Origin of the sequence: Corallococcus macrosporus (assembly GCF_017302985.1) — a bacterium.
Lineage (GTDB): Bacteria > Myxococcota > Myxococcia > Myxococcales > Myxococcaceae > Corallococcus > Corallococcus macrosporus_A.
In genome coordinates, this window is the sequence record NZ_JAFIMU010000012.1 from 107,505 (window position 1) to 127,730 (window position 20,226).

Consider the following 20,226-nt stretch of genomic DNA (forward strand, 5'->3'; position numbering starts at 1 on the left):
CGGTCCCTCCCGCCGTCAGGCGGACTCTTCCTTCACCAGGATGAGCAGGTTGCCTTCCTTGAGTTCGATCTTCTCCGTGTCGCTTTCGTTCGTGCGCTGGAGGCGCCACAGCGGCTTGTTGTCCTCGTAGAAGTGCCGCATGGACGTGCCGCTCGTCGTGGTCTTGCCGACGAGCAGGTGCACGCCCTGCCCGTCCGAGGGCAGCCGCGCGCCCGCCCGCCAGTCCAGGTGGCGCTTGAGCCACGCACGCAGGAAGTCCAGCGCCACCAGCACCCGGGCGCCCTTGTAGGCCGGGAAGTAGAAGTGCCCCGGCTGCAGGTTCGCGTTGAAGGGCACCTGGATGATCTGGTTCGCGAAGAGCGGCAGCTTGACCTTGTAGCTGTCCAGCGAGGTGGCGTCGTCCGTGTACGCCTGCCAGGTCTCGTCCTTCTGCTCGCCCACCTCGCTGACGATGAGCCCCTCCACGAAGCGCGGATACACGGGCGCCGTGAAGGACGGCAGGTCCACGTGCTTCTCGTCCTTCTTCTCCAGCCGCGTGGTGAAGGAGATGAGGTAGCGGCTCTCCGGCTTGGGCCGCCGCGCGCCCTCCTCCCCCTCCCCGGCCGCGCCCGGCTCGTCGCCCTCCGGGGGCAGCGGCTCCGCGCGCAGGCTCATCCGGCGCACGCGGAAGTCCTGCGCGGACGGCACGCCCGCGGCCTTCCACCCGGCCGTGTCCGGCAGCTTCACCAGCGCGCCCGGGGCGAAGGCCACCGCCGGGAAGCGGTTCCAGTCCAGCTCCACCTCCAGGCCGCGCACCTTGAGGCGCGCGGTCTCCAGCGTGACGCGGGCCTGCACGTCGTCCGCGATGTCCGTGCGCAGGAGCACGTCCTGCCGGATGCCGGTGACGGCCTGGGTGTTGGTGATGGCCTGGTTCTTGGGGCTCTCCGCGGCGGCGTTGAGGATGGCCACGTCGTGGCGCGCCACCTCCGGGAACACCACCGTCACGCTGTCCACGTCCGCCGCGCGCAGCGTGAGCGGCGTCCCGGTGGCGTCCTTCGCCGCGCGCAGCTGGTAGCCCTGCGCCGTGTAGTCGTACGCCATCACGCCGTTGCGCGTGTGCACGAACCAGACGACGAAGTCGTAGAAGCTGGCGCCGGACTCCGGCGTGAGGCCCAGGAAGATGAGCGGCAGCGTGGCGTCCAGCTGCGCGGCCCAGTCATTGGCCAGGGAGATCTTGTCGCCCTTGTGCGCGTCCAGCACGTCCTGCAGCGTCTTCTGCGTGTAGAGCACGCACGGGTGGTGCTGCGACCAGAGCAGCCGCGCGGGGTCCACGAAGCGCACGGTGTAGTGCCGGTAGGTGATGCCCGCGCCCTTCACCTGGGCGACGCTCTCCTCCGTGAGGGACTTGTCCAGCCCCAGCCCCTTCACCTTCAGCGACGTGAAGGTGGGCTTCGTCGCCGTGTCGGAGTGCACGGCCTTCAGCTCCAGCGCCACCTCCACCAGGTCCGGCTTGAGGAAGTCCGCCAGCAGCTTGTCCTGCTTCTGGCCGCCGTGCGCCGTCTCGTCGAGGACGCGGAACTCCACCCTGCCCTCGTGTCCCCAGCCGTGCAGGTCCAGCTCGAACGCGAGCACGTCCGACGAGGGGATGGCGTGCGCCGTCCCACCGATGGTGAGCGTGAGGCCCAGGTCCAGGCGGTCGGCGAAGGGCATCAGGTGTCCTCCGCCTGCACGCGCACCCGGCCGGTGGTGGAGTGGAACATCAGCCGCAGGTGGCAGGGGGTGCCGTCGAAGGTGCCCTTGCAGTCGAAGTACAGCCACAGCGCGCTGTCGCGGCCGCGCAGCTTCACCTCGGGCTCCGACAGCCGGGGCTCGTGCTGGGTGATCTCCTGCTGGATTTCGGCGGTGAGCGCCTCCACCAGCTCGCGCGTGCCCAGCTTCTCCGTGTACCCGCCCAGCCCGAAGTCGTGCATGAAGAAGCCGTAGCCCTTCTTCGTGTTGAGCACGGCCTCGATGTTGCGCATCACGTGCTCCAGGCTGTCGCGCACGTTGGAGCGCTGGGAGCGTCCCGCGAACTTGTCCAGGAACGGTGCGCGCGCCATGGCGTCTAGCTCCTCCGCCAGAACAGCGACGTCTGGGCGCCCCGGAGCGCGGGCGTCACGTAGAAGGCCAGGCCGTCCTCGCGCAGCGCGTGCTGCCACTCCTCGCCGTTGCTCAGGAGGTACCAGTCAATCTCCGGTCCCAGCGCGTGCGGGAACGAAGGATAAGGCACGTGCTTGAACGGCACGCCCTTCAGGGCCTGGCGGCGCACCAGCGGCAGCCGCGAGGGGCTGGCCAGCTTCACGCCGTCCAGCGGTGTGCGCTCTCCGGGCTGGGTGCGTTGCACCAATAGGTACGCCTCGCTGGCGGAGCGGATCTCCGGCGGCAGCGGCGTGAGCTGGAACTGCCCTTCCTTCGCCTGGAAGGCCTTGTGCGTGGAGCGCGTGGCCTCCGGCTGGAAGCTGCGCTGGAGCAGGCGGATCCACCCGCCCAGGGACTCGTTCAGCCCCTCGTGCTGGTACACCGGCATCTGATCATCCGGGAGCATCTCCAGGTAGCAGCACGCCTCGAAGTACAGCCGGCGGAGCGCGTCGAACAGGTGGTACGGGTGCACGTACACCTGCCGGAACATGTCCCGGCGCAGCGCGATGAGCCGCTGCACCTCGAAGAGCGCCCGGCGCGCGTTGGTGAGCCGGTCCGTGCGCAGGTACGTGTCGGAGATGTTCGTGAGCAGCTGCTGGCGCACCTGGTCCAACAGGTCGTCCAGCGTGGTGAGCAGCTTCTCCAGGAAGGGGTTGGGCCCCACGAGCAGCAGCGCGGGCACCCAGTCCGGGGACGTGTGCCACGCGCCGTCCTCGTCCTGGGACACGGCGGCCAGCCCCAGGGACGCGACGGTGCCGTCCAGCACCGGCTCCGTGGACAGCTGCAGCTTGTGCAGCACGCGCTGGAGCACCGGCGGATCATCCGCGTACAGGCGGATGCCCTCCGCGCTGACGGTTTCCTTCAGGACGTGCAGGTAGACGATGAACTCCGTCTTGCCCACGGCCTCCAGGGACAGGGGCGCGATGACGGCGTTGCCCGGGACGTCCAGCAGGTCCCCGGTCTTGGTGACGACGGTGAGCGCGGAGATGGACAGGCTGCCGCTCTGCAGGAGCGACTCGTTCCAGGCCATGTTCGCGACGCCGTAGGACGGCAGGCCGGACAGCGTGGAGTGGAGGCGGATCTCCGCGTCCAGCGCGTCCTCCTGCGCGACGAAATGCTCCGGAAGAAGCGTCTGGCCTACGTGCCAGCGGACCCGTGCGAGCTTGTACCGCTGCATGCGCCGTTCTTTCCTTCCACCCGTCCAACCAGGCCGGGAGCGAGTGCTGCTCCCAGCCCGGTCTAGACGCGAAACGCGGCCAACGCTACTTGGCGGCCGCCTCGGTGATGCCCCACTTCTTCGCGATCTTCTTCGTCGACGAGGTGGCCAGGTTCAGCGACTGCTCGGACGCCTGCGGCTTGATGCCGATCTGGAACGTGAAGTTCTTGGGCGACTGCACTTCACGCGACTCGTTGTCCGCGACGGACATGTTCAGGTCGTCGCCGTTCTTCTCGAGCAGGCCCTTCATCTCCGCGTCGAGGAAGTTGGACTTGAAGTACTTCTTCCCGATGGGGTCGTACTCGTAGATGACGTACTTGAAGTTGACTTCGATGTTGCTGAAGTTGCCCAGCAGCATCTCCGCGATCTTCTGCTTGTTCGCCACCGACACCTGGCCGGAGAAGTACATGGCGTCCGTCACGCCCGTCTCCCACAGGTAGTGGTTGAGCACCGCGACGACCTTGTCCGCGATGGCCGCGTCCGGGTTCTCAGGATCCTTGATGCTCTCCTGATCCGGGGCCAGCGCCTCGCCGCCGATGGTGATGGCGGTGATGTAGCCCACGGGGCTTTGCTTGTCCTTCTTGAAGTTGAAGCCCTGATACACGTCCAGGTTGCGCGAAAACTGGGGCATCTGTCACTCCAGGGTAAGCGGGGCGGGCACTCGCCTGCCCCAAGTTGGGATGCGGCCTAACCGAGCCGCGACTCGAGCATCAGCTCCACGTTGAGGCCTTCGAACTGGATGTGCGGGAGCACGGCCAGCTTGCAGTCGTACCAGCCGATCTCACCGGGGCGCGGGAACACCGTCACGCTGCTCGCCTTGAACGGGAAGCGGCGCACGGTGAGGTCGTCCGGGTTGGCCACGGTCGTGACGTAGTTGGACAGCCACGAGTCCAGCTGGCGCTGGATGTAGGGCGCGTCCGCCGTGTTGCCGATGTTGTCGCGCATGATGCACTTCACGTAGTGCGCCAGCCGCGTGACGGAGAACGTGTAGGCCAGGTTCGTGACGAGCTGCGAGTTCTCCGAGTCCTTGGGGTCCTTGAACGTCTTGGCGACCTTGGCGGACTGGGTGCTGAAGAACGTCGCGTCGCTGGAACCCTTGCGGTACACGAGCGGGATGAAGCCGCTCCGCGCGAACTCGTACTCGCGGTAGTCCGGGATGGCGATCTCCACCGGGGCCTTGATCTCTTCCTGGCCGCGCAGGGAGAAGGTGTCCACGGGCAGGCCGGTGATGAGGCCGCCGCCCTTGGGGCCGCGGATGGACTGGCACCAGCCGGAGATCTCGAACGCCTTCACCATGTTGCGCGCGAGCAGGATGGCGGAGTTGCCCCAGAGGTACTTGTCGGAGTCGCCGCGCGCCGTCTCGGTGAAGTTGAGGACGTCGCAGGGGTTCTTGTCCGGGTGCCAGGGCAGGCGCAGCACGTAGCGCGGGAAGGTCAGGCCCACGTACGCGGCCTCCTCCGTGTCGCGGAACGCGTTCCAGCGGCCGAACCGCGGGTGGGCCAGCACGCCCTCCAGGTTCTTGATGGCCTCCATCTCCTCGATGGTCTCGCAGCCAAAGAACTTGTGGTTCACGGCGGAGATGAACGGCGCGTGCGCGGCGTTGGACACCTTGGCCATGCGCTGCAGCCAGGTCAGGTCCGCGGGCGTGGAGGAGAAGTCGTACAGGCCCACGATGGCGCCGAAGGGGCGGCCGCCGTACTGGTCGTACTCCTGGATGTAGACCTTGTCGAACAGCGCTCCGGCGAAGATGTTGCTGGAGTTGTTCTCGAAGTCCTCCGCCAGCTCATCCTTGGCGACGTCCAGGATGTCGATGGCGATGTTGGCCTTGAAGTTGGTGTGGCTGACCAGGTCGTCCAGGCCGCGCCACGTGGACTCCAGCTTCTGGAAGGTCTCGTTGTGGAGGATCTCGTTCATCTGCGCGTCGATCATGCGATCGATGCGGCTGATGACGTCCAGCACCTGGCCCTTGTCGAAGCGGGCGGTGTTGTCCGGGCCCTCGACGGGGGCGACGTTCTGGAGGAGCGCGGCGACGCTGGAGAGGAAGCGGCTCTCCAGGGTGACCTGCTGCTCGTCCACGGCGGGCGCGAAGTTGGTGGTGATCATCGGCGCCGATTCCTGGGGCGGATCGAGCCGGACGCTGCTGAACAGGCGCTTCAGATAGGTGGTCTCAGCCATGGCGGAGTCCTTTTAAGTTCGGAAAGGGAGGAAGGAAGGCGGATCAGGACGCGGCGGGCGGCTTGGCCCCGGCGGCGACGGTGGCGGCGACGGCGGCCGTGGCGGCGGCGGCACCCGTGGCGGGCTTGGCGGCGGCGGCGCCGGCGGCGGGCGCGTCCGTCTTCGCCGTCTCTCCGGAGGGCAGACGCATGGTCTCGTAGCCCTTCAGCTCGTTGAGCAGCTCCTTGAGCTGCTCCGGCTTGGAGAACAGCTCGTAGAGCTCGCGGCGCAGGTCCTTGCGGTTGTCGATGTTGGACTGCATCTCCACGAGGAGCGTCTTCAGGAGCAGCAGCGCCTTGAGCTTCGGCACGTGCTTGACGATCTCATCCGGGTGGAAGGACTTCATCCGGTCGATGGGGAGCGTGACGTTCAGCTCCTCCTCCACGTCCGGGTTGATGCGGTTGGCGACCTGGAAGTTGGCGGACATCTTCATGTCCTTCATCAACTCGTCCAGGTTGCGGCCGTCCACGGAGCGCAGCTTGCGCGTCTCCAGGTCCGTCTTGCGATCCTCGGAGGTGCCCAGCGAATAGTCGCCCATCACCAGCAGGCGCAGCGGCAGGTTCACCGTCTCCTGCTCGCCGTTGATGGTGGTGCGGTACGTGAGGGTGATGCGGGATTTGGGCAACTGGTCCTGAATGGCCACGGTGACTCCCTGACGATCGCAGTGCGTTTTCTTCCCCCCGTACTGCTGGAGCCGCCCCGGGAGTACGCCCTGCCGAGTGAACATTTACAGCGTAGGCGCGATCAGGAATTCCCGTCAACCAGCCGACATGACAGGTTTAGCGGGGTTCGGATGATCGCAATTGTGCGGTGTCCCCCGTGAACAGGAGGACCTCCTGGGTCTGTTCCGGGCCTCCTACCAGGGGCTCGTAACCCAGATGACTGCCGTCCTGGAGCTTCGCGTAGCTGCTCTGATCGCGCAGGCACAGGACGACGGTGAGGGCGAGCGGCGTCTCCGCGAGGCTCGGGAGGATGCGGGTGTTGAGGCGCCGGCGGGCCTCCACGGCCCAGGGGATGCCGGTGCCGGAGTGCGGCTCGTTGAGGAACAGCCGCACCTCCACCCCGCCGGTGGGGACGGTGGCGAAGCCGCCCACCGCGCTGCCGTCTCCGAGCGCGGCGGCGCCCAGGCGGATGCCCTTGGCCTCGATGCGCTGGCGGCGCGTCTCGCGGCGCACCAGCACCTCCGCCTCGGGGAACACCTTCGCGAAGAGCCAGTGCAGGCTGCTGGGACACGCGAGCCGCAACAGGCGCAGCCGGTGCGAGGTGTTGTGCTCCCAGCCGGGCAGCAGGGACTCGTCGCGGTCCGGGAACTGCCCCGCGAAGCGCGTCCGCAGCAACAGGTGGTCGAAGTAACCCAGGAAGTCAGCCATCGTGTCCTGCTCCAGGCGGTCCATGGCCTGGAAGAGGAAGGACGGCAGCGGCGTCTGGACGCTGAGCAGGCCCAGGTTGACGGTGATGACCACGCGCTTGCGCGGCTGACGGGTGAACTCGATGGCATGCACCAGGTGCGGCTGGTGCACGGTGCTGCGGTGGCTGCGGAACTCCACGTCCGCCTCGCCGTAGCCCTCCTTCGCGAGCAGGTCCAGGAGGGCCGGCACGTCGAAGCTGCGGATGCGCTCGGTGATGCGCTCCTCGACGGTGAGCTTGCGGCCCGGCTGTTCGCGCTCCAGTGCCATGGGGGCTATTCGTCGTACTCGGAGCCGCCGCGGCCCTGGCGCGCTTGCGCGACGAGGAACGCGTCCAGGTCCACGCGGTAGAGCTGATCCATGGCGCGGAAGGACAGCGTCTCCGTGTTGTGCAGCATGGGCTCGATGGCCTCCGCGTGCTGCGCCAGGCCGTTGAAGAAGCCGGAGAAGAGCTGCGGCAGGTACACGCGCGGGTCGAACCGCTCCACGGTGGCGAGCACGTCCACGGCGATGACGCTGGCCTTGGTGTAGTCCTCGCGCTCCACCAGCGCTTCAAAGGCAGACAGCTTGCGCACCAGCTGCGCGAGCGCGGGCGACATGGGCAGGCTCGGACCGGCGTCGGGAGCCTCGGCGCGCGCGGCCTTCTTCTTCTTGGGCGCGGGGCGGACCTCTTCCTCCTCGCCGTCGTCCTCCTCTTCCTCGTCGTCGTCCTCGTCGGGAGCGGCGGCGAGCGCGGGCGCGGCGGCCTTGGGCTCCTCCGGCGGGGGCAGGAAGGGCACGCCCTGGGCGTGGGAGCGCAGCGTCCCGAGCAGCGTGCGCATGGCGTCCGTGCACGCGCTCTTCTGCAGGATGGCGAGGGCGGCGATGAGCGGGTCGCCCAGGGCCAGGGCCTCTTCCATGGGCTCGCGGTTGCCGGGTGCGTTCCAGGCCTGCCACTGCGCGTCCTTGAGGCGCGAGTGGTGCTCCAGGTGCTTGCCCATCATCTTGAGCAGCCAGCGCATGCCGGTGTCCGCGAAGACGATCTTCTTCTCCACCGGGCCGAAGAAGTCCCAGTTCTCCGTCAGCGTCCGCTTGAGGGAGCGGAACAGGACGGGCAGCGCCTTCATGCCGTCCGCGAAGAAGTGGCCGAAGAGGTACGGCCCCACGAGGCGCACGTCGCGCACGCCGTCGCGCAGCAGCTTCGCGGCGGCGCGGGCGGCGTCGGGGTACTCGCTCTTGGCGACGAGGCCGGTGATGGCCTCCAGGCGCGGATCCGGCCCCTCGGATTCGTCCAGCGGCACGGGGGCGCTGGTGAACTGCGTGTCGAGCAGCGTGAAGTCGACGGCCTCCAACACCAGCGCCGGGCTACCCATCGATGGCCACCATCTGTCCGGGGGAGACGACCTGGATGACGCCGCCGTAGCTGCAGATGCACTTGGAGTTGCTCTCCAGCGCCGGCATGTTGCCGATGAGCACCTTGGGGCAGCCGGGCACCCACGGCGCCGCGGTGGCGGGGATGCAGGGCATGGGGGTGAGGACGCCCAGGGCCGCCGCGGTCGCCGCCGCCACCATGGGGTTCGCCAGCGAGTTGCACATGGCGAAGGGCAGGATGTTCACGAACGGCTTGTTGTCCATGATGTTCGCCGCGGGCGTCGTGGCCATCACGCGGTTCATGGGCAGGACCATCAGCGACGAGGGCGCCGCCCCGAAGCTGCATTGGAGCATCGCTCCCATCACGACCTGGACACCCATGTGCCGCTCCTTTTCAGCGCGCTGGCGACGGGCCATCTTCACCCGAAGTGGCAGCGCTTTCCAGCAGTCGTCCCCGCAGCGCGGTGAGGGCCTGGAACATCGGGTCCTTCGCCTTGCGGTGCAGCGCGCCGGTGAAGAACTGCGAGGCGCACCACGCATCGTCGACTGCTCCCTTCACCCGGTGTGGAAAGAGCGGAAAGAACTCGATGCGGTCGGGCAGGAAGTCCCCGCCCAGGAGCATTTCGATGCGCCGGTTGATCTCCTGCTCGCCGGACGGGGGAGCGGGCGTGGCCCCGGTGAAGGCCAGGAGGATGAAGCGCGCGTGGCTGGCGAGGCCGCCGGTGGACACCGGCACCACGCTGGTGCCCGCGAGGAACGGCACGTCCTCCAGCGCGGCGGTGACCTCCTTCGCGGAGTAGGTGCGGCCGTCGTGCCGGAAGCCCTGCGTGCCGCCGTAGTGGTAGCGCTGGCGGATCCGCGCGAGCAGCACGTGGCCCGGCGGGCGGTCCTTGTCCGGCAGGAGCGTGAAGACGCCCACGTCCGTGGGAGCGCCCTGCCCGCTCTCGTTCGGATCCTTCAGCGTCCACGCGCGGCCCGGCACGGGGAAGACGTCCGTGTGCACGTCCGTGGCGGGCTCCGTCACGCCGCGCGACGACATCAGCACCGCGCCGCCCGCTGAGGCGTCGATGAGGATGTTGGACGACGGCACGTTCTGGAGGCCGCACTGCTTCACCCAGGTGCGCCACGCCTGGGCGTCGTAGGGCTCCTCCGGGTCGCGGAACCAGTGCTGCACGTTGCGCAGGGAGGCCCGGTGGCGCAGGAGCAGGTCGCGCAGCTTCGGCGTGACGCCCAGGGCGCGCAGCGGGTTCTCCAGCAGCGGGGCCGGGTTGAGCGCCAGGTCCGCCATCTCCAGGTGCAGGTAGGTGGCGCCGCGCAGCAGCGTGGCGAAGAGGAGCGCCGGCAGGTGCTGGAGCACCGGGAAGTCCGGCGCCGCGAGCAGGTCCCCCGGCGAGAGGCCGAACGTGAGCATCCCGTCGCCGATGGCGCCCTTCCACGCGTCCTCCGCGGTGAGGGGCACGGGCGTGTGCGGCGGATCCACCAGCGGCGAGAAGAGCAGCCCCACCACGTCCGTGGGCTTGTACGTGTGCGACGTGAAGCCCGGCGCTCCCCTGCCCTGGCTCTTGAGCAGCAGTTGTTCGTGGCCCTTGAGGAGCGGGAGCTGGTGGGGCTCGGCGGCGATGAAGTCCGGCTTCAGCGCGGCCAGCCGGGTGGCCATGGCGCGCGGGCCCATGGGCGGCAGCAGCGTGAAGCAGCCTCCCAGCTTCAGCGTGGCCAGGAGCGACACGAGCAGCTCCTGCCCCACCCCATGGACCAGGCAGACCTTCATGCCCGGCTCGACGCCCTGATCCATCCACTCGCTGGCGCGGCGCGAGGCCAGGTCGTGCAGCGCGCGGTAGCCCACGGCCTGCCAGCCCTGGATGCGCGCGTGCGTGCGGAACGCGGGGCGCTCCAGCGCGACGTGGCGCACGATGAGGTCGTGGAAGAAGTCGTACTGCTGGCCCGGGCGGCTCTTGGGCGGCGGGACGCCCCGGCCCGCGTGGGCCTCCGCGAGCGCGGCGGCGAACCCGTCCGGATCCTCCCAGCTCTCCTGCCACCACTTCGGGGCTCCGGACTCCGGAGCGAAGCCGGCTTCCAGCTGCCGGAGGATGTCCTTCACGTCGAAAGGCATGGGTGTCTAGCGGGAGGGAAAGTCGAAGCCGACCTTCACCATGAAGCGGACCTTGGAGCGCACGTTGCTGTCCGAGGGGTAGTCGATCGGGGTCGCCCCGCGCTTCGCCGGCTGCTGCTGCTTCGCGCGTTCGATGGACGTGGGCACGACGGCGCGCACCAGCGGGTGGCGGGCCTGGAGCGGCGGCACGTGCATGTCCACGTCGCGGCCGAAGAGCCACGCGCCACAGCGCCAGAGGACATCGTGGCGCCGGGTGAGCAGCGTCCAGAAGCGATCGCGCGTCTCCGTGGCCTCGAAGAGCAGCGGTGAGGTCCCGGTGTCGCGGGCCTCGCCCGGGGCCACGAGCAGGGCGCGCAGTTGCTGCGCGACACGCTCCACCTCGTTCACGTCCTCGGGCGTCACGGGCGAGCGGCCGGCGAGCTTCGCCTCGTGCTGGCGGAACAGCGCCACGAGTCCCAGGCAGTCCCCCACCACGTCGCGGTGGCCCTCGCCGTGGGCGGCCGACACGTCGCTCGCGGTGAGGAAGGAGGCCTCCGCGAGCGCCTCCGCCGTCTTCAGCAGCTTGCGGCGCAGTTGCTGGGCGCGGTCGAAGAGGCCTCCGAAGGCGCTGGCCCGCATGTCGCGCTGGACTCGGAGCGCCGCGAAGGCCAGGCCCTGGGCGAGGAGCGGCAGGTCGCGCAGCTCGGCGATGGTCACGCCCGGCAGCGTGGCGACCTCCGCCTCGCGGGCCAGCACGCTGTCCACGCCGCGCTTCGTGTTGTGGAAGGCCAGCGCGATGTTGGAGCGGCACTCCTCCACGGCGCCTTCGAGGGCTCGCGCGGGGGCGACGAACGCGTCATAGCCGGGCTCGGAGCCAATGGCTTCCAGCTCGGCGATGTCGTCGGGCCCCAATCCCGCTGTCGCGTGCTGGCCTCCAGCCATGCAGGGCAGGATAGCGGGCGCTTCCGGGTGTCACAACCTGGCGCCCTGCCCCGCTTTCCCGTGGGCCTGACGGGTCGTCCGGCGTGAGTCCGACCGGGTGACTTCGCGGGTGGGACGCGGGCCGTGGGACCCGTGAGGGCGCCTGCCTCAGACGAGGATGAGGTCCTCGTCGTCGGTGTCCGGCGCGGCGTCCGCTCCGGTGCCCAGCACGTGCTGCGTGCGGCGCAGGCGTTCGTCGCTGAGGTCCGACACGAGCATCAGCACCTGCGGGTGGCTGGAGATGAGCGAGTCGAAGTCCTCGCGCGGCAGGCGCAGCAGCGTCGTGTGGCGCGAGGCCTCCACGGTGGCGGTGGCCGGGGTCTTCTGCAGGAGGGAGATCTCTCCGAAGAGGTCCCCTTCCTTCAGGCGCGACAGCGGCTGCCCGTTCTTGTGGACCTCCACCTCGCCGGAGAGGACGACGTAGAGGCCGTCGGTGGCGTCGCCCTCGCGGATGATGACGTCGCCGCGCTCGACGTCGCGGGCCCGGAAGCGCTCCACGAGTCCGCGACGGTCCTGGCGGTTGAACGGCCGGAACAGCGCGGAGCTGTTCATCACGTTCGCGAGGAGGCGCTCGCGGCAGAACTTCTTGAGGGCCTTCGCCACCGGCGGGTGGCTGCGCGACAGCGTGGCGAGCACGGAGGCGGAGATCTCGAGCACCTGCGTGTCGTCGGAGAGGGACTCCACGGAGGCGGCGCGCGGGGCTCCGGACAGGAGCGCCATCTCGCCGAAGAAGGCTCCGTCCGCCAGCGTGGCCAGGTCCTGGCGGCGGCCGTCCTCCTCGCGGAAGACGCGCACGCTGCCCTCGCAGATGACGTAGAACGCGTCGCCGTGCGTGCCCTGCGCGAGGATGCGCTCACCGGGGCCGAAGCGGCGCAGCGGGCAGCGCTCGAAGAGCTGGATGAACGCGTCGCGCGGCAGGTCGGAGAAGAGCGGGATGGAGGGCAGCGCGTCCCAGGTGCCGGTGGTAGGCTCGGCCTCCTCCGTCAGCTCGTAGACGGGCTCCTCTTCGGTCGCGTGTTCGGACAGGCCGCGCTGGGCCGCGAGCTCCACCGCGTGCAGCAGCGAGTCCGCTTCGATCTCCAGCTCCGTGAAGCTGGAGACGCGCAGGGACGCGCGCCACGGCTCCGGGGCTCCGGCGGTGGTGGGCACCACGGAGGCTCCGGCGGCGGGCGTGACCGTGCTCTTGGCGGGCGCATCGGTACGGCGCGGGCGCAGGCCTGGAGGTGCCGCTTGGGAGGAGGCCTTCGGCTCGGTGGGGGCCGGGGCGGTGTCGGGACCCGTGATGGGCGGCGCGAGGGCCTGCCAGCGTCCGCTGGGTGTCCGGGTCTGGGGAAGCTCGGGCATGGGGGATGGGGACGGCGGGGGGCGCGGCGGCGCTACACGGACGGACTGGCCCGTCGGAGCGGCTTCGGCCGGTGAGGCGGACGGCGGAGGAAGGGTTGGCGCCGGGGCGGCAGTGACTGGCTGATCCGACGCTTCGGGCGTCAGGTCCCAGGCGGGTTCGTCTTGGGTGGGTTCGACCTGCACCTCGACGGAGATGACGACTTCGGTGTCATCCGTGGCGGGCGCTTGGGGCAGGGCCAGCTCCGGCGGGAGCGAGTCCGACAGGTCCACCGGCACGCCTTCCGCCTCCAGGGGCGCGGGGGGCGCGGCGGGTTTCGGAGTGGGCGGGGCCTCGTGCTGGGTGATCAGGCTCGCGGGGGGCTGCTGGGGCGCTGCGTCCTTCGGCTTCGCCCTGGACGTGGCCGGCGTGCCCTTGCGCGCGTACAGATCCGCGAGCATCTGCTGCACGCCCTGATGGGACGGATCCAGCTCGAGGATCAGCTTGCTCGCGGCGATGGCGCGCGGCAGGAAGCCCTCCTTCGCGAAGCCCTCCGCCGCGGACTGGTACGCGGAGATGGCGCGGTCCTGCTGCCCGGCCTTGGCCCACGCGTCGCCCATTCGCAGCCGGCTCTGGTGGTCCTTCGGATCCGCCTGGCAGTAGTCCTGGTACAGCTCAGCGGCCTTCGCGAACCGGCCCTTGCTGAAGGCCTCCGTCGCCTTGTCCTTGAGCGCGCGCAGCTCCATTCACCGCGCCCCGCCGGCCGCCGTGCCTTCCTTCGTCGGCGAGGCGCCCGCGGCGACGCGGACCTCCCGGAAGTAGTCGCCCTTCAGCGCGTCCAGCGGCTCCGCCTCCACGCCCGAGTTCATCTTGCGCAGCGCCGTGGCCGCCGCGGCGCGGATCTCCGGCAGGTCGTGGTACAGGTCGCGCCCCACCACCTCCGCGGACTTCGCGTCGCCAATGACTCCCAGCGCCAGCAGCACGTCGCGCCGGGCCACGCTGTTGGAGTCGTCCAGCGCCTTGAGCAGCGTGGGCACCGCGTCCTTCGCGCCCATCCGTCCCAGGAGCTGCGCCGCGAGCGCCGCCTCCGCCCCACCCTCCTTCACCACGCCCTGCAGCGCCTCCGACGAGGACGCGGGCGGCGCTCCGACGCGCTTCAGCGCGTCCAGCACCACCAGCTTCTCGCTGCCCATCTTCGGCAGCGATGCCACCAGCGCCAGCTGCCCGGCCTCACCCTGCTCCGCCAGCGCCAGCGCCAGCGTCTTCTGCAGCTCGCGGTCGGGCTCCAGCAGCGCCGCGCGGGCCACCTCGATGCCTTCGGGTCCCACGGACGTGAGCCCCACCAGCGCCGCCGCGCGCAGCACGGGGCTGGCGTCCTCCGCGTAGCCCTTGAGCACCTCCAGCGCTCCGGGCGCCTTGAGCGTGCCCAGCGCGGTCAGGAGCGTGGCCAGCGGCTGCAGCTTCGCGGGATCCACGTCGTCGCTCAGCTCCGAGGGGACTCGCGGCGGGACCACCACGCGGCCGGCCTCCTTCGCGCGGGCCGCGTTCAGCGCCTGGAGCCGCTCGAAGAGCTGCGCGTGCTTGGCGGAGCGGTTGTCTTCCGCCCCCTTGAGCGCCTCCGGACGCGGCGCCGACGGATCCATGTTGGCGGCGTACTTCTGCGGCAGCGCCTGCGTGACCCAGTCCGCGCGCAGCGCCGTGAGCCCGGCGACCTCCTGCTCGTAGAGCTTCTGGATGACGGGCACCACGGAGGCGTCGCGCACGTGGGTCACGGCCTCCACCGCGAGCGTGCGCAGCGCCACGTCCGGCTGGTTCAGCCACGGCGTCACCTTGGGCAGCAGCGCCTGCGCCGCCGGGCCCAGGCCCGTCACCGCCTGGAGTCCCGACGCCGCGGTGGCCGGGCGCGAGAGCCGCTCCGCGATGGGCTCCGCCGGGCAGCCGCCTCGTGAGCGCATGGCGTGGCCGGCGTCCAGGGCCTCGTCCCGGGCGCCGTCGAGCGCGATGGCGCACAGCGCGGCGTCCGTCGTGGGCGTGCGCGGGAAGGTCAGGATGGCCTCGGTGGCCAGCGGGCTCACCGCGCTCTTCTCCACCGCCACGGCCTGGAGCTTCGTCGCGGCGGTCGGGTCCTGCAGCTTCATCAGCGCGCCGATGGCGGACTCGCGCAGCTCCGGGAAGCTCTCGTCGAGCAGCAGCGCGATGGGGGCCACCGCGCGGGTGTCGCCCGCGTCTCCCAGCCCGCGCACGGCGGCGGCGGCGAGGATGACCTGGCTGTCGCGCACCATGGGCAGCAGCCGGTTCACGGCCTCCGCTCGGCCGCTCTTGCCCAGCTCTTCGGCGGCGCCCACGCGTTCGGGGAGCGCGCCTTCGGTGAGGGCCAGGAGGTTGCGGTCCCAGAGGCCCTTGGACTCGGCGGCGACGACGGTGGCCATGGCGCCGGGGACGTTGGCGCTCTTGAGCGCCTGGACGATGACCTGGCGCGTGGCGCGGCCCCGCCGTCCGTACTGGAGCGTGAGGTACGCCTTGGCCTTGTCGCTCTTCACCTTGGCGAGCGCCAGGGCGGCCTGGCCCTGCACGGCCTCGTCCGGATCCTCCAGGAGCTCTCCGAGCAGGTCCACGACGCGCGAGTCCTGGCTCTCCCCGAGCGCTCCGGCGGCCTCGCCCCGGACGATGGCGGAGAGGTCCTTGGCGGCGCGGGTGAAGAGGACCAGGTCGTCCGGGTTGTTCTGCGCGGCCAGCTTCTTCACGGCGGCGGCGCGGACTTCAGGACGGGGGTCCTGGATCTCCGCGAGGAGCTGATCCCGGTTGCCATTGCACCCGACGAGCAGGGTCAGGGCGAGGAAGAGGGGTCGCACGCGGATTCGCATCGTTCTCCCGGAGCGGCGGACGGTGAAGCCAGGCGGTGCTTATATCAACGCCCTCCCGGGCCGCCCACCGACGGAGCGACCCAGGAGGACGGATGTTCTAGCGGGAGCGGCCACCGCGAGGAGGCGGACGGCCTGCCCCTCCCCGAGGCGCCTTGCTGCTCCAGCGGGGCTCGGCGTCGCGCGTCTTGCGCTCCTTGAAGTCCTGGTAGCCGCCGCCGCGCTCACCCGGGGGTGCCTTCTTCACGCCCGCGCGGACGATGCGCTCGCCGGAGCTACTGGACGCGGACTCACCGCCGCGCGACCGGCTGCCGGAGGACTCACCGCGAGGCTTGAAGTCCCGGCGCTCGGGACGACCCGCGGACTCACCGCGAGGCTTCCACTCCCGGCGCTCCGGGCGGTCGCCACCCGCACCCGCGGGCTTGCCGAAGCCACGGCCCCGAGGAGCACCGCCCTCGTCACCGCCACGGCCCGCGGGCTTGCCGAACCGGCTGCCACCGGAGGGCTTGCCGAAGCTGCGTCCGCGAGGCGCGCCGCCTTCGTCTCCGAAGGAGCGACCCCGAGGAGCGCGGTCGTCACCGCCACGGCCCGCACCGGCGGGCTTGCCGAAGCCGCGGCCACGAGGAGCGCCACCCTCATCACCGAAGCGGCCCGCGGGCTTGCCGAAGCCGCGGCCGCGAGGAGCACCCCCCTCTTCGCCGCCGAAGCGGCTGCCACCGCGCGACGCACCGCCCTCGGAGCGACCGGCACCGGCGGGCTTGCCGAAGCCGCGGCCACGAGGGGCACCGCCTTCATCACCGAAGCGACCGGCAGGCTTGCCGAAGCTGCGTCCGCGCGGCGCGCCACCCTCGTCACCGAAGCGACCCGCTGGCTTGCCGAAGCTACGGCCGCGCGGCGCGCCACCCTCGTCACCGAAGCGACCGGCCGGCTTGCCGAAGCTACGGCCACGAGGAGCGTCGTCACCGCCACGCCCCGCACCGGCCGGCTTGCCGAAGCTACGGCCACGAGGGGCACTGCCCTCTTCGCCACCGAAGCGGCTCGCGGGCTTGCCGAAGCTGCGTCCACGAGGCGCTTCGTCACCGCCACGACCCGCACCGGCCGGCTTGCCGAAGCTACGGCCACGAGGGGCACTGCCCTCTTCGCCACCGAAGCGGCTCGCGGGCTTGCCGAAGCTACGGCCGCGAGGCGCTTCGTCACCGCCACGACCCGCACCGGCCGGCTTGCCGAACCGACCGCCGCCACGCGGCGCTCCACCTTCGTCACCGAAGCGGCCCGCGGGCTTGCCGAAGCGGCCCGCGCCGCCCTCGGAACGACCGGCACCGGCAGGCTTGCCGAAGCTGCGGCCACCACGCGGCGCGCCGCCCTCTTCGCCACCGAAGCGGCTGCCACCGGCCGGCTTGCCGAAGCTACGGCCGCGAGGAGCACCCCCCTCGTCACCGCCACGGCCCGCCGGCTTGCCGAAACGCCCGCGCGGTGCTTCGTCACCGCCACGGCCCGCGCCAGCCGGCTTGCCGAAACGGCCGCCACCGCGCGACGCACCGCCCTCGGCACCGAAACGGCCGCCGCGCGACGCACCGCCCTCGCGGGCCGGCTTGCCGAACTTCGCGGCGCCCCGGGGTGCACGCTCACCGTCAGCCTTGCCCGTACGGCCCGCGCCTCGCGCGGCCTTGCCGTAGGTGGCGCCTTCCGCGGCGTCGGACTCCGTCACTTCCTCACCGTCGTCGTCGAACGACGGCACGTCATCCAGGTCCAGGTCCGCGTCGCCGCCGTCCGTCTCCAGCGTCGCCCCGCGCTTCGCGAACTTCGGCGGACGCGTGCCACCGTCCTGCACGCCCTTCCACTCCTTGCGCTCCGGACGCGCCTCGCGGGTCTTCGGTCCCGTCGGCGCCTTCTTCTCCGTGCGCTCCGCCTTGCGAGGCGCCACCGGCGCGTCGTCGTCCATGGACAGCTCGACGTCGTCGTCATCCGGCCCGTTGAAGCCCGGCGCGGAGCGCCCGTGACGGCGCGGCGGCAGCTTCAGCTCGGCGGCGTTCGGCTGCGCGCGGCCCTCCGCCACCTCCGTGAGCTGGTTCACCTCGGAGACCTTCAGCGGACGCAGCTCGCCGGGGCGCAAGCCCTCCACGCCCACGCCCGCGTAGTTCGGACGGAACAGGCGCACCACCGGGTGCCCCACCGCCGCGCACAGGCGCTTGATGAGGTGCGGACGGCCTTCCGCGACGACGATCTTCAGCCAGGTGTTGCGCTCGGCCTTCTCGAAGATGTCCACCGACACCGGCGTGGCCATGCCGTCTTCCAGCCGGACACCGCCGCGCAGCTTCTCCAGCGTGGGCATGTCCGGCACGCCCTTCACCTTGGCCAGGTACGTGCGCGGCACCTGGAAGGACGGGTGCGTGAGCTTGTGCGCCAGCGCCCCGTCATCCGTGAAGAGCAGCGCCCCTTCGGCGTCGTAGTCCAGACGGCCCACGGGGAACAGGCGGCGGCCCGTCTCCTCCAGGTAGCTGGCCACCGTGGGCCGGCCCTGCGGATCCGACAGCGTCGTCACGACGCCCACGGGCTTGTAGAGCAGGTAGTACGACGATTCTTCCGGCGGCGTGACGAGCTTCCCATCCACGGTCACCAGGTCCACCCCGGGCTCCACCCGGCTGCCCAGCTCCGTCACCGTCTCGTTGTTCACTCCGACGCGACCGGAGGTGATGAGTTCTTCCGCGTGCCGGCGCGAAGCCACTCCCGCGCGAGCCAGGTACTTCTGCAAACGTTCCGCCGCCATGCCTTGCCTTCTTCCAGTTGCCGCCCGTCACTCGGGCTTGGGCCCCTCGCTATCACCCTTCTCGGGCGATGGGGGGCTTTCCAGGATGCTGGAGCTGACCTTCTGGCTCCGCTCCGCGGCGGCCATGGCCTCCTCCAACTCCTCCAATGCGGCCTCGCTGGCCGCCTCGTTCTTCTCCATCCGCTTCGTGAAGTTCGGGTCCGACAGCGCCGCCACCGTGCCTTCCGCCTTCGGAGCCGGGGGCGCCGCCTCCTTCTCCACGATCTCCCGGTGCTCCTGGGTCAATTCATGGAATTCCCGGAGCGTGGGCAGCGCGGAGAGGTCCTTCAGCGCGAAGAACTCCAGGAACTCCTTGGTCGTTCCATAAAGGATGGGCCGGCCGACTTCTTCCCGCTTGCCCAGGATTTTCACCAGCTTGCGGTCCATCAGCGCCTTGAGCACCGCGCCGCAGTCCACGCCGCGGATGTCCTCCAGCTCCGGCCGGGTGACGGGCTGGCGGTACGCGATGATGGCCAGCGTCTCCACCGCCGCCCGGGTGAGCCGCTGCGGCTTCACCCGCAGGTAGCGCCGGACGTACTCCGCGGAGTGGGGGTCCGTGCGGAACTGCCACCCGCCCGCCACCTCGTAGAGCACCACGCCGCTGATGCCCTCGCGGTGGATGCCGGAGAGCTGATCCAGCGCCTGGAGGATGGGCTCTCGCTGGATGCCGGTGGCCTGGTACAGCTCGTCCACGGACAGGGGGCGCTCGGCGACGAAGAGCACGCTCTCCAGCACCGTGCGGATGCGGTCCGGGGAGAGGTTGCGGCTCTTGGCGAGCAGCTTCTCGAAGGAGGACTGGAGGTCCGGGACGTTGTCGTCGTCGTCCGAGCCCTCTTCGATGGCGGCCGCCTCCACCCCGTCCAGCTCCGCGTCGTCGGGGCCGGGGCCGGTGACGGAGGCGATCTCCTCCTCGGAGAACTGTCCGGGGCCGCCGGGCGTGCCGGGGGCGGGCGTCTCGTCCGCGTCGTCGGGACCGTTACCGGTAGTCACTCTCGTCGACCTCCGTGGGGACGAGCTTCTCCAGCGCGTCCCCGTTGGGCGTCACCTGGATGGGGCCCAGGGGCTCCTCCTGGAAGACCTTGATGAGGCGGCGCTTCACCATCTCCAGCATGGCGATGAAGGTGATGACCACCTCCTGGCGCGTGGCCGCCTCCGTGAACAGCGCCTCGAACACCACCTGCCCGTCCTTCTTCACCCGCTCGGCCAGCCGGAGGATGGCCTCGGAGAGGCTGACGCGCTCCAGCACCACCTCGTGCTGCACCTTGGGCGTCAGCCGCTCGAGCACCCGGTCGAGCGCCTCCACCAGCTTGAGGACGCTGATCTCCTGGAGGCCCACCTCGTCCTCCGGGATGGGGACGGCCTCCACGGGCACCTTCCGGGCGAACACGTCCCGGTCCAGGATGTCCTGCATGGCCAGGTGCTCCGCGGCCTCCTTGTACTTCTGGTACTCCAGGAGCCGCCGCACCAGCTCCGCGCGAGGGTCCTGCGCCTCCTCGACCGCCGCGAGCACGTCCGCCCCTTCCGGCACCTGGGCCGCGTCCTGCCGGGGCAGGAGCATGCGGCTCTTCAGGTGGGCGAGCGTGGAGGCCATCACCAGGAACTCGCCGGCGATGTCCAGGTTCAGCTCCCGCATCCGCTCGATGTACTCGAGGTACTTGGCGGTGATCAGCGCCAGCGGGATGTCGAAGATGTCGACCCGGTGCTCCTTGATGAGGTGGAGCAGCAGGTCCAGGGGACCCTCGAAGTTGGGCAGCGCCACCCGGAAGGCGTCTCCGGGCGTGCGCGGCAATCCCTCCCCGTCGGGGTCTGGCGGGAGGTCGTCGGG

Annotated in this window: 16 protein-coding genes; all 16 read right to left on the minus strand. The window is 70.5% G+C overall.

All coding sequences use genetic code 11. The features are described from left to right. Nucleotides 1-15: 15 nt before the first annotated feature. The 16 genes from JYK02_RS33465 to JYK02_RS33540 all read right to left on the minus strand — a co-directional run bounded on the left by JYK02_RS33465 (nt 16) and on the right by JYK02_RS33540 (nt 20,190). A complete protein-coding gene (locus JYK02_RS33465; protein ID WP_207056975.1) occupies nt 16-1,689 on the minus strand; it encodes a hypothetical protein in 1,674 nt (557 codons plus the stop codon). Beyond that, a complete protein-coding gene (locus tag JYK02_RS33470) occupies nt 1,689-2,078 on the minus strand; it encodes a GPW/gp25 family protein (protein WP_207056976.1) in 390 nt (129 codons plus the stop codon). Before JYK02_RS33470 ends, JYK02_RS33465 begins: the two co-directional genes overlap by 1 nt. Before the next feature lie 5 nt (nt 2,079-2,083). Continuing rightward, the gene (gene tssK, locus JYK02_RS33475) at nt 2,084-3,334 is read right to left on the minus strand and encodes a type VI secretion system baseplate subunit TssK (RefSeq protein WP_207056977.1); all 1,251 of its coding nucleotides are present in this window, start codon (nt 3,332-3,334) and stop codon (nt 2,084-2,086) included. 85 nt (nt 3,335-3,419) lie between these two features. Then, on the minus strand, nt 3,420-4,004 hold the full coding sequence (locus tag JYK02_RS33480; protein ID WP_207056978.1) for a hypothetical protein: 585 nt from the start codon (nt 4,002-4,004) through the stop codon (nt 3,420-3,422). A 56-nt stretch (nt 4,005-4,060) separates the two neighbouring features. After that, nucleotides 4,061-5,548, minus strand: coding sequence for a type VI secretion system contractile sheath large subunit (gene tssC, locus JYK02_RS33485; protein ID WP_207056979.1), 1,488 nt, complete (start codon nt 5,546-5,548; stop codon nt 4,061-4,063). A gap of 43 nt (nt 5,549-5,591) precedes the next feature. Next, nucleotides 5,592-6,230 (minus strand): type VI secretion system contractile sheath small subunit, encoded by a 639-nt coding sequence (gene tssB / locus JYK02_RS33490; protein ID WP_207056980.1) that lies wholly within the window; start codon nt 6,228-6,230, stop codon nt 5,592-5,594. 136 nt (nt 6,231-6,366) lie between these two features. Next, the gene (locus JYK02_RS33495; RefSeq protein WP_207056981.1) at nt 6,367-7,263 is read right to left on the minus strand and encodes a hypothetical protein; all 897 of its coding nucleotides are present in this window, start codon (nt 7,261-7,263) and stop codon (nt 6,367-6,369) included. Between the two features lie 5 nt (nt 7,264-7,268). After that, complete coding sequence (locus JYK02_RS33500) at nt 7,269-8,345, minus strand: type VI secretion system protein IglI family protein (RefSeq protein WP_207056982.1); 1,077 nt, start codon at nt 8,343-8,345, stop codon at nt 7,269-7,271. Beyond that, a complete protein-coding gene (locus JYK02_RS33505) occupies nt 8,338-8,724 on the minus strand; it encodes a DUF4280 domain-containing protein (protein WP_207056983.1) in 387 nt (128 codons plus the stop codon). The genes JYK02_RS33500 and JYK02_RS33505 overlap by 8 nt, the downstream gene beginning before the upstream one ends. A gap of 13 nt (nt 8,725-8,737) precedes the next feature. Next, entirely contained in the window at nt 8,738-10,453 is a 1,716-nt protein-coding gene (locus JYK02_RS33510; RefSeq protein ID WP_207056984.1) for a long-chain fatty acid--CoA ligase, read from the minus strand. 6 nt (nt 10,454-10,459) lie between these two features. Continuing rightward, on the minus strand, nt 10,460-11,374 hold the full coding sequence (locus JYK02_RS33515; protein ID WP_207056985.1) for a hypothetical protein: 915 nt from the start codon (nt 11,372-11,374) through the stop codon (nt 10,460-10,462). 147 nt (nt 11,375-11,521) lie between these two features. Continuing rightward, entirely contained in the window at nt 11,522-13,480 is a 1,959-nt protein-coding gene (locus JYK02_RS33520) for a cyclic nucleotide-binding domain-containing protein (protein WP_207056986.1), read from the minus strand. After that, nucleotides 13,481-15,598, minus strand: a complete 2,118-nt coding sequence (locus tag JYK02_RS40945) for a HEAT repeat domain-containing protein (protein WP_207056987.1) — start codon at nt 15,596-15,598, stop codon at nt 13,481-13,483. It lies immediately after the preceding gene. Nucleotides 15,599-15,695: 97 nt separating this feature from the next. After that, the gene (locus tag JYK02_RS33530; protein WP_207056988.1) at nt 15,696-18,362 is read right to left on the minus strand and encodes a pseudouridine synthase; all 2,667 of its coding nucleotides are present in this window, start codon (nt 18,360-18,362) and stop codon (nt 15,696-15,698) included. Nucleotides 18,363-18,389: 27 nt separating this feature from the next. Next, nucleotides 18,390-19,391 (minus strand): SMC-Scp complex subunit ScpB, encoded by a 1,002-nt coding sequence (scpB, locus tag JYK02_RS33535; RefSeq protein ID WP_207056989.1) that lies wholly within the window; start codon nt 19,389-19,391, stop codon nt 18,390-18,392. Beyond that, a complete protein-coding gene (locus JYK02_RS33540) occupies nt 19,378-20,190 on the minus strand; it encodes a segregation and condensation protein A (RefSeq protein WP_242589522.1) in 813 nt (270 codons plus the stop codon). Before JYK02_RS33540 ends, scpB begins: the two co-directional genes overlap by 14 nt. Nucleotides 20,191-20,226: the final 36 nt, after the last annotated feature.

What these genes read in the sequence shown, in the direction of transcription:
- JYK02_RS33515 (WP_207056985.1), bottom strand. Translation starts at nt 11,374, where the DNA reads ATGGCTGGAGGCCAGCACGCGACAGCGGGATTGGGGCCCGACGACATC.
- JYK02_RS33480 (WP_207056978.1), bottom strand. Translation starts at nt 4,004, where the DNA reads ATGCCCCAGTTTTCGCGCAACCTGGACGTGTATCAGGGCTTCAACTTC.
- JYK02_RS33520 (WP_207056986.1), bottom strand. Translation starts at nt 13,480, where the DNA reads ATGGAGCTGCGCGCGCTCAAGGACAAGGCGACGGAGGCCTTCAGCAAG.
- JYK02_RS33505 (WP_207056983.1), bottom strand. Translation starts at nt 8,724, where the DNA reads ATGGGTGTCCAGGTCGTGATGGGAGCGATGCTCCAATGCAGCTTCGGG.
- JYK02_RS33500 (WP_207056982.1), bottom strand. Translation starts at nt 8,345, where the DNA reads ATGGGTAGCCCGGCGCTGGTGTTGGAGGCCGTCGACTTCACGCTGCTC.
- JYK02_RS33510 (WP_207056984.1), bottom strand. Translation starts at nt 10,453, where the DNA reads ATGCCTTTCGACGTGAAGGACATCCTCCGGCAGCTGGAAGCCGGCTTC.
- JYK02_RS40945 (WP_207056987.1), bottom strand. Translation starts at nt 15,598, where the DNA reads ATGCGAATCCGCGTGCGACCCCTCTTCCTCGCCCTGACCCTGCTCGTC.
- JYK02_RS33495 (WP_207056981.1), bottom strand. Translation starts at nt 7,263, where the DNA reads ATGGCACTGGAGCGCGAACAGCCGGGCCGCAAGCTCACCGTCGAGGAG.
- JYK02_RS33465 (WP_207056975.1), bottom strand. Translation starts at nt 1,689, where the DNA reads ATGCCCTTCGCCGACCGCCTGGACCTGGGCCTCACGCTCACCATCGGT.
- JYK02_RS33470 (WP_207056976.1), bottom strand. Translation starts at nt 2,078, where the DNA reads ATGGCGCGCGCACCGTTCCTGGACAAGTTCGCGGGACGCTCCCAGCGC.
- tssC (WP_207056979.1), bottom strand. Translation starts at nt 5,548, where the DNA reads ATGGCTGAGACCACCTATCTGAAGCGCCTGTTCAGCAGCGTCCGGCTC.
- tssK (WP_207056977.1), bottom strand. Translation starts at nt 3,334, where the DNA reads ATGCAGCGGTACAAGCTCGCACGGGTCCGCTGGCACGTAGGCCAGACG.
- JYK02_RS33530 (WP_207056988.1), bottom strand. Translation starts at nt 18,362, where the DNA reads ATGGCGGCGGAACGTTTGCAGAAGTACCTGGCTCGCGCGGGAGTGGCT.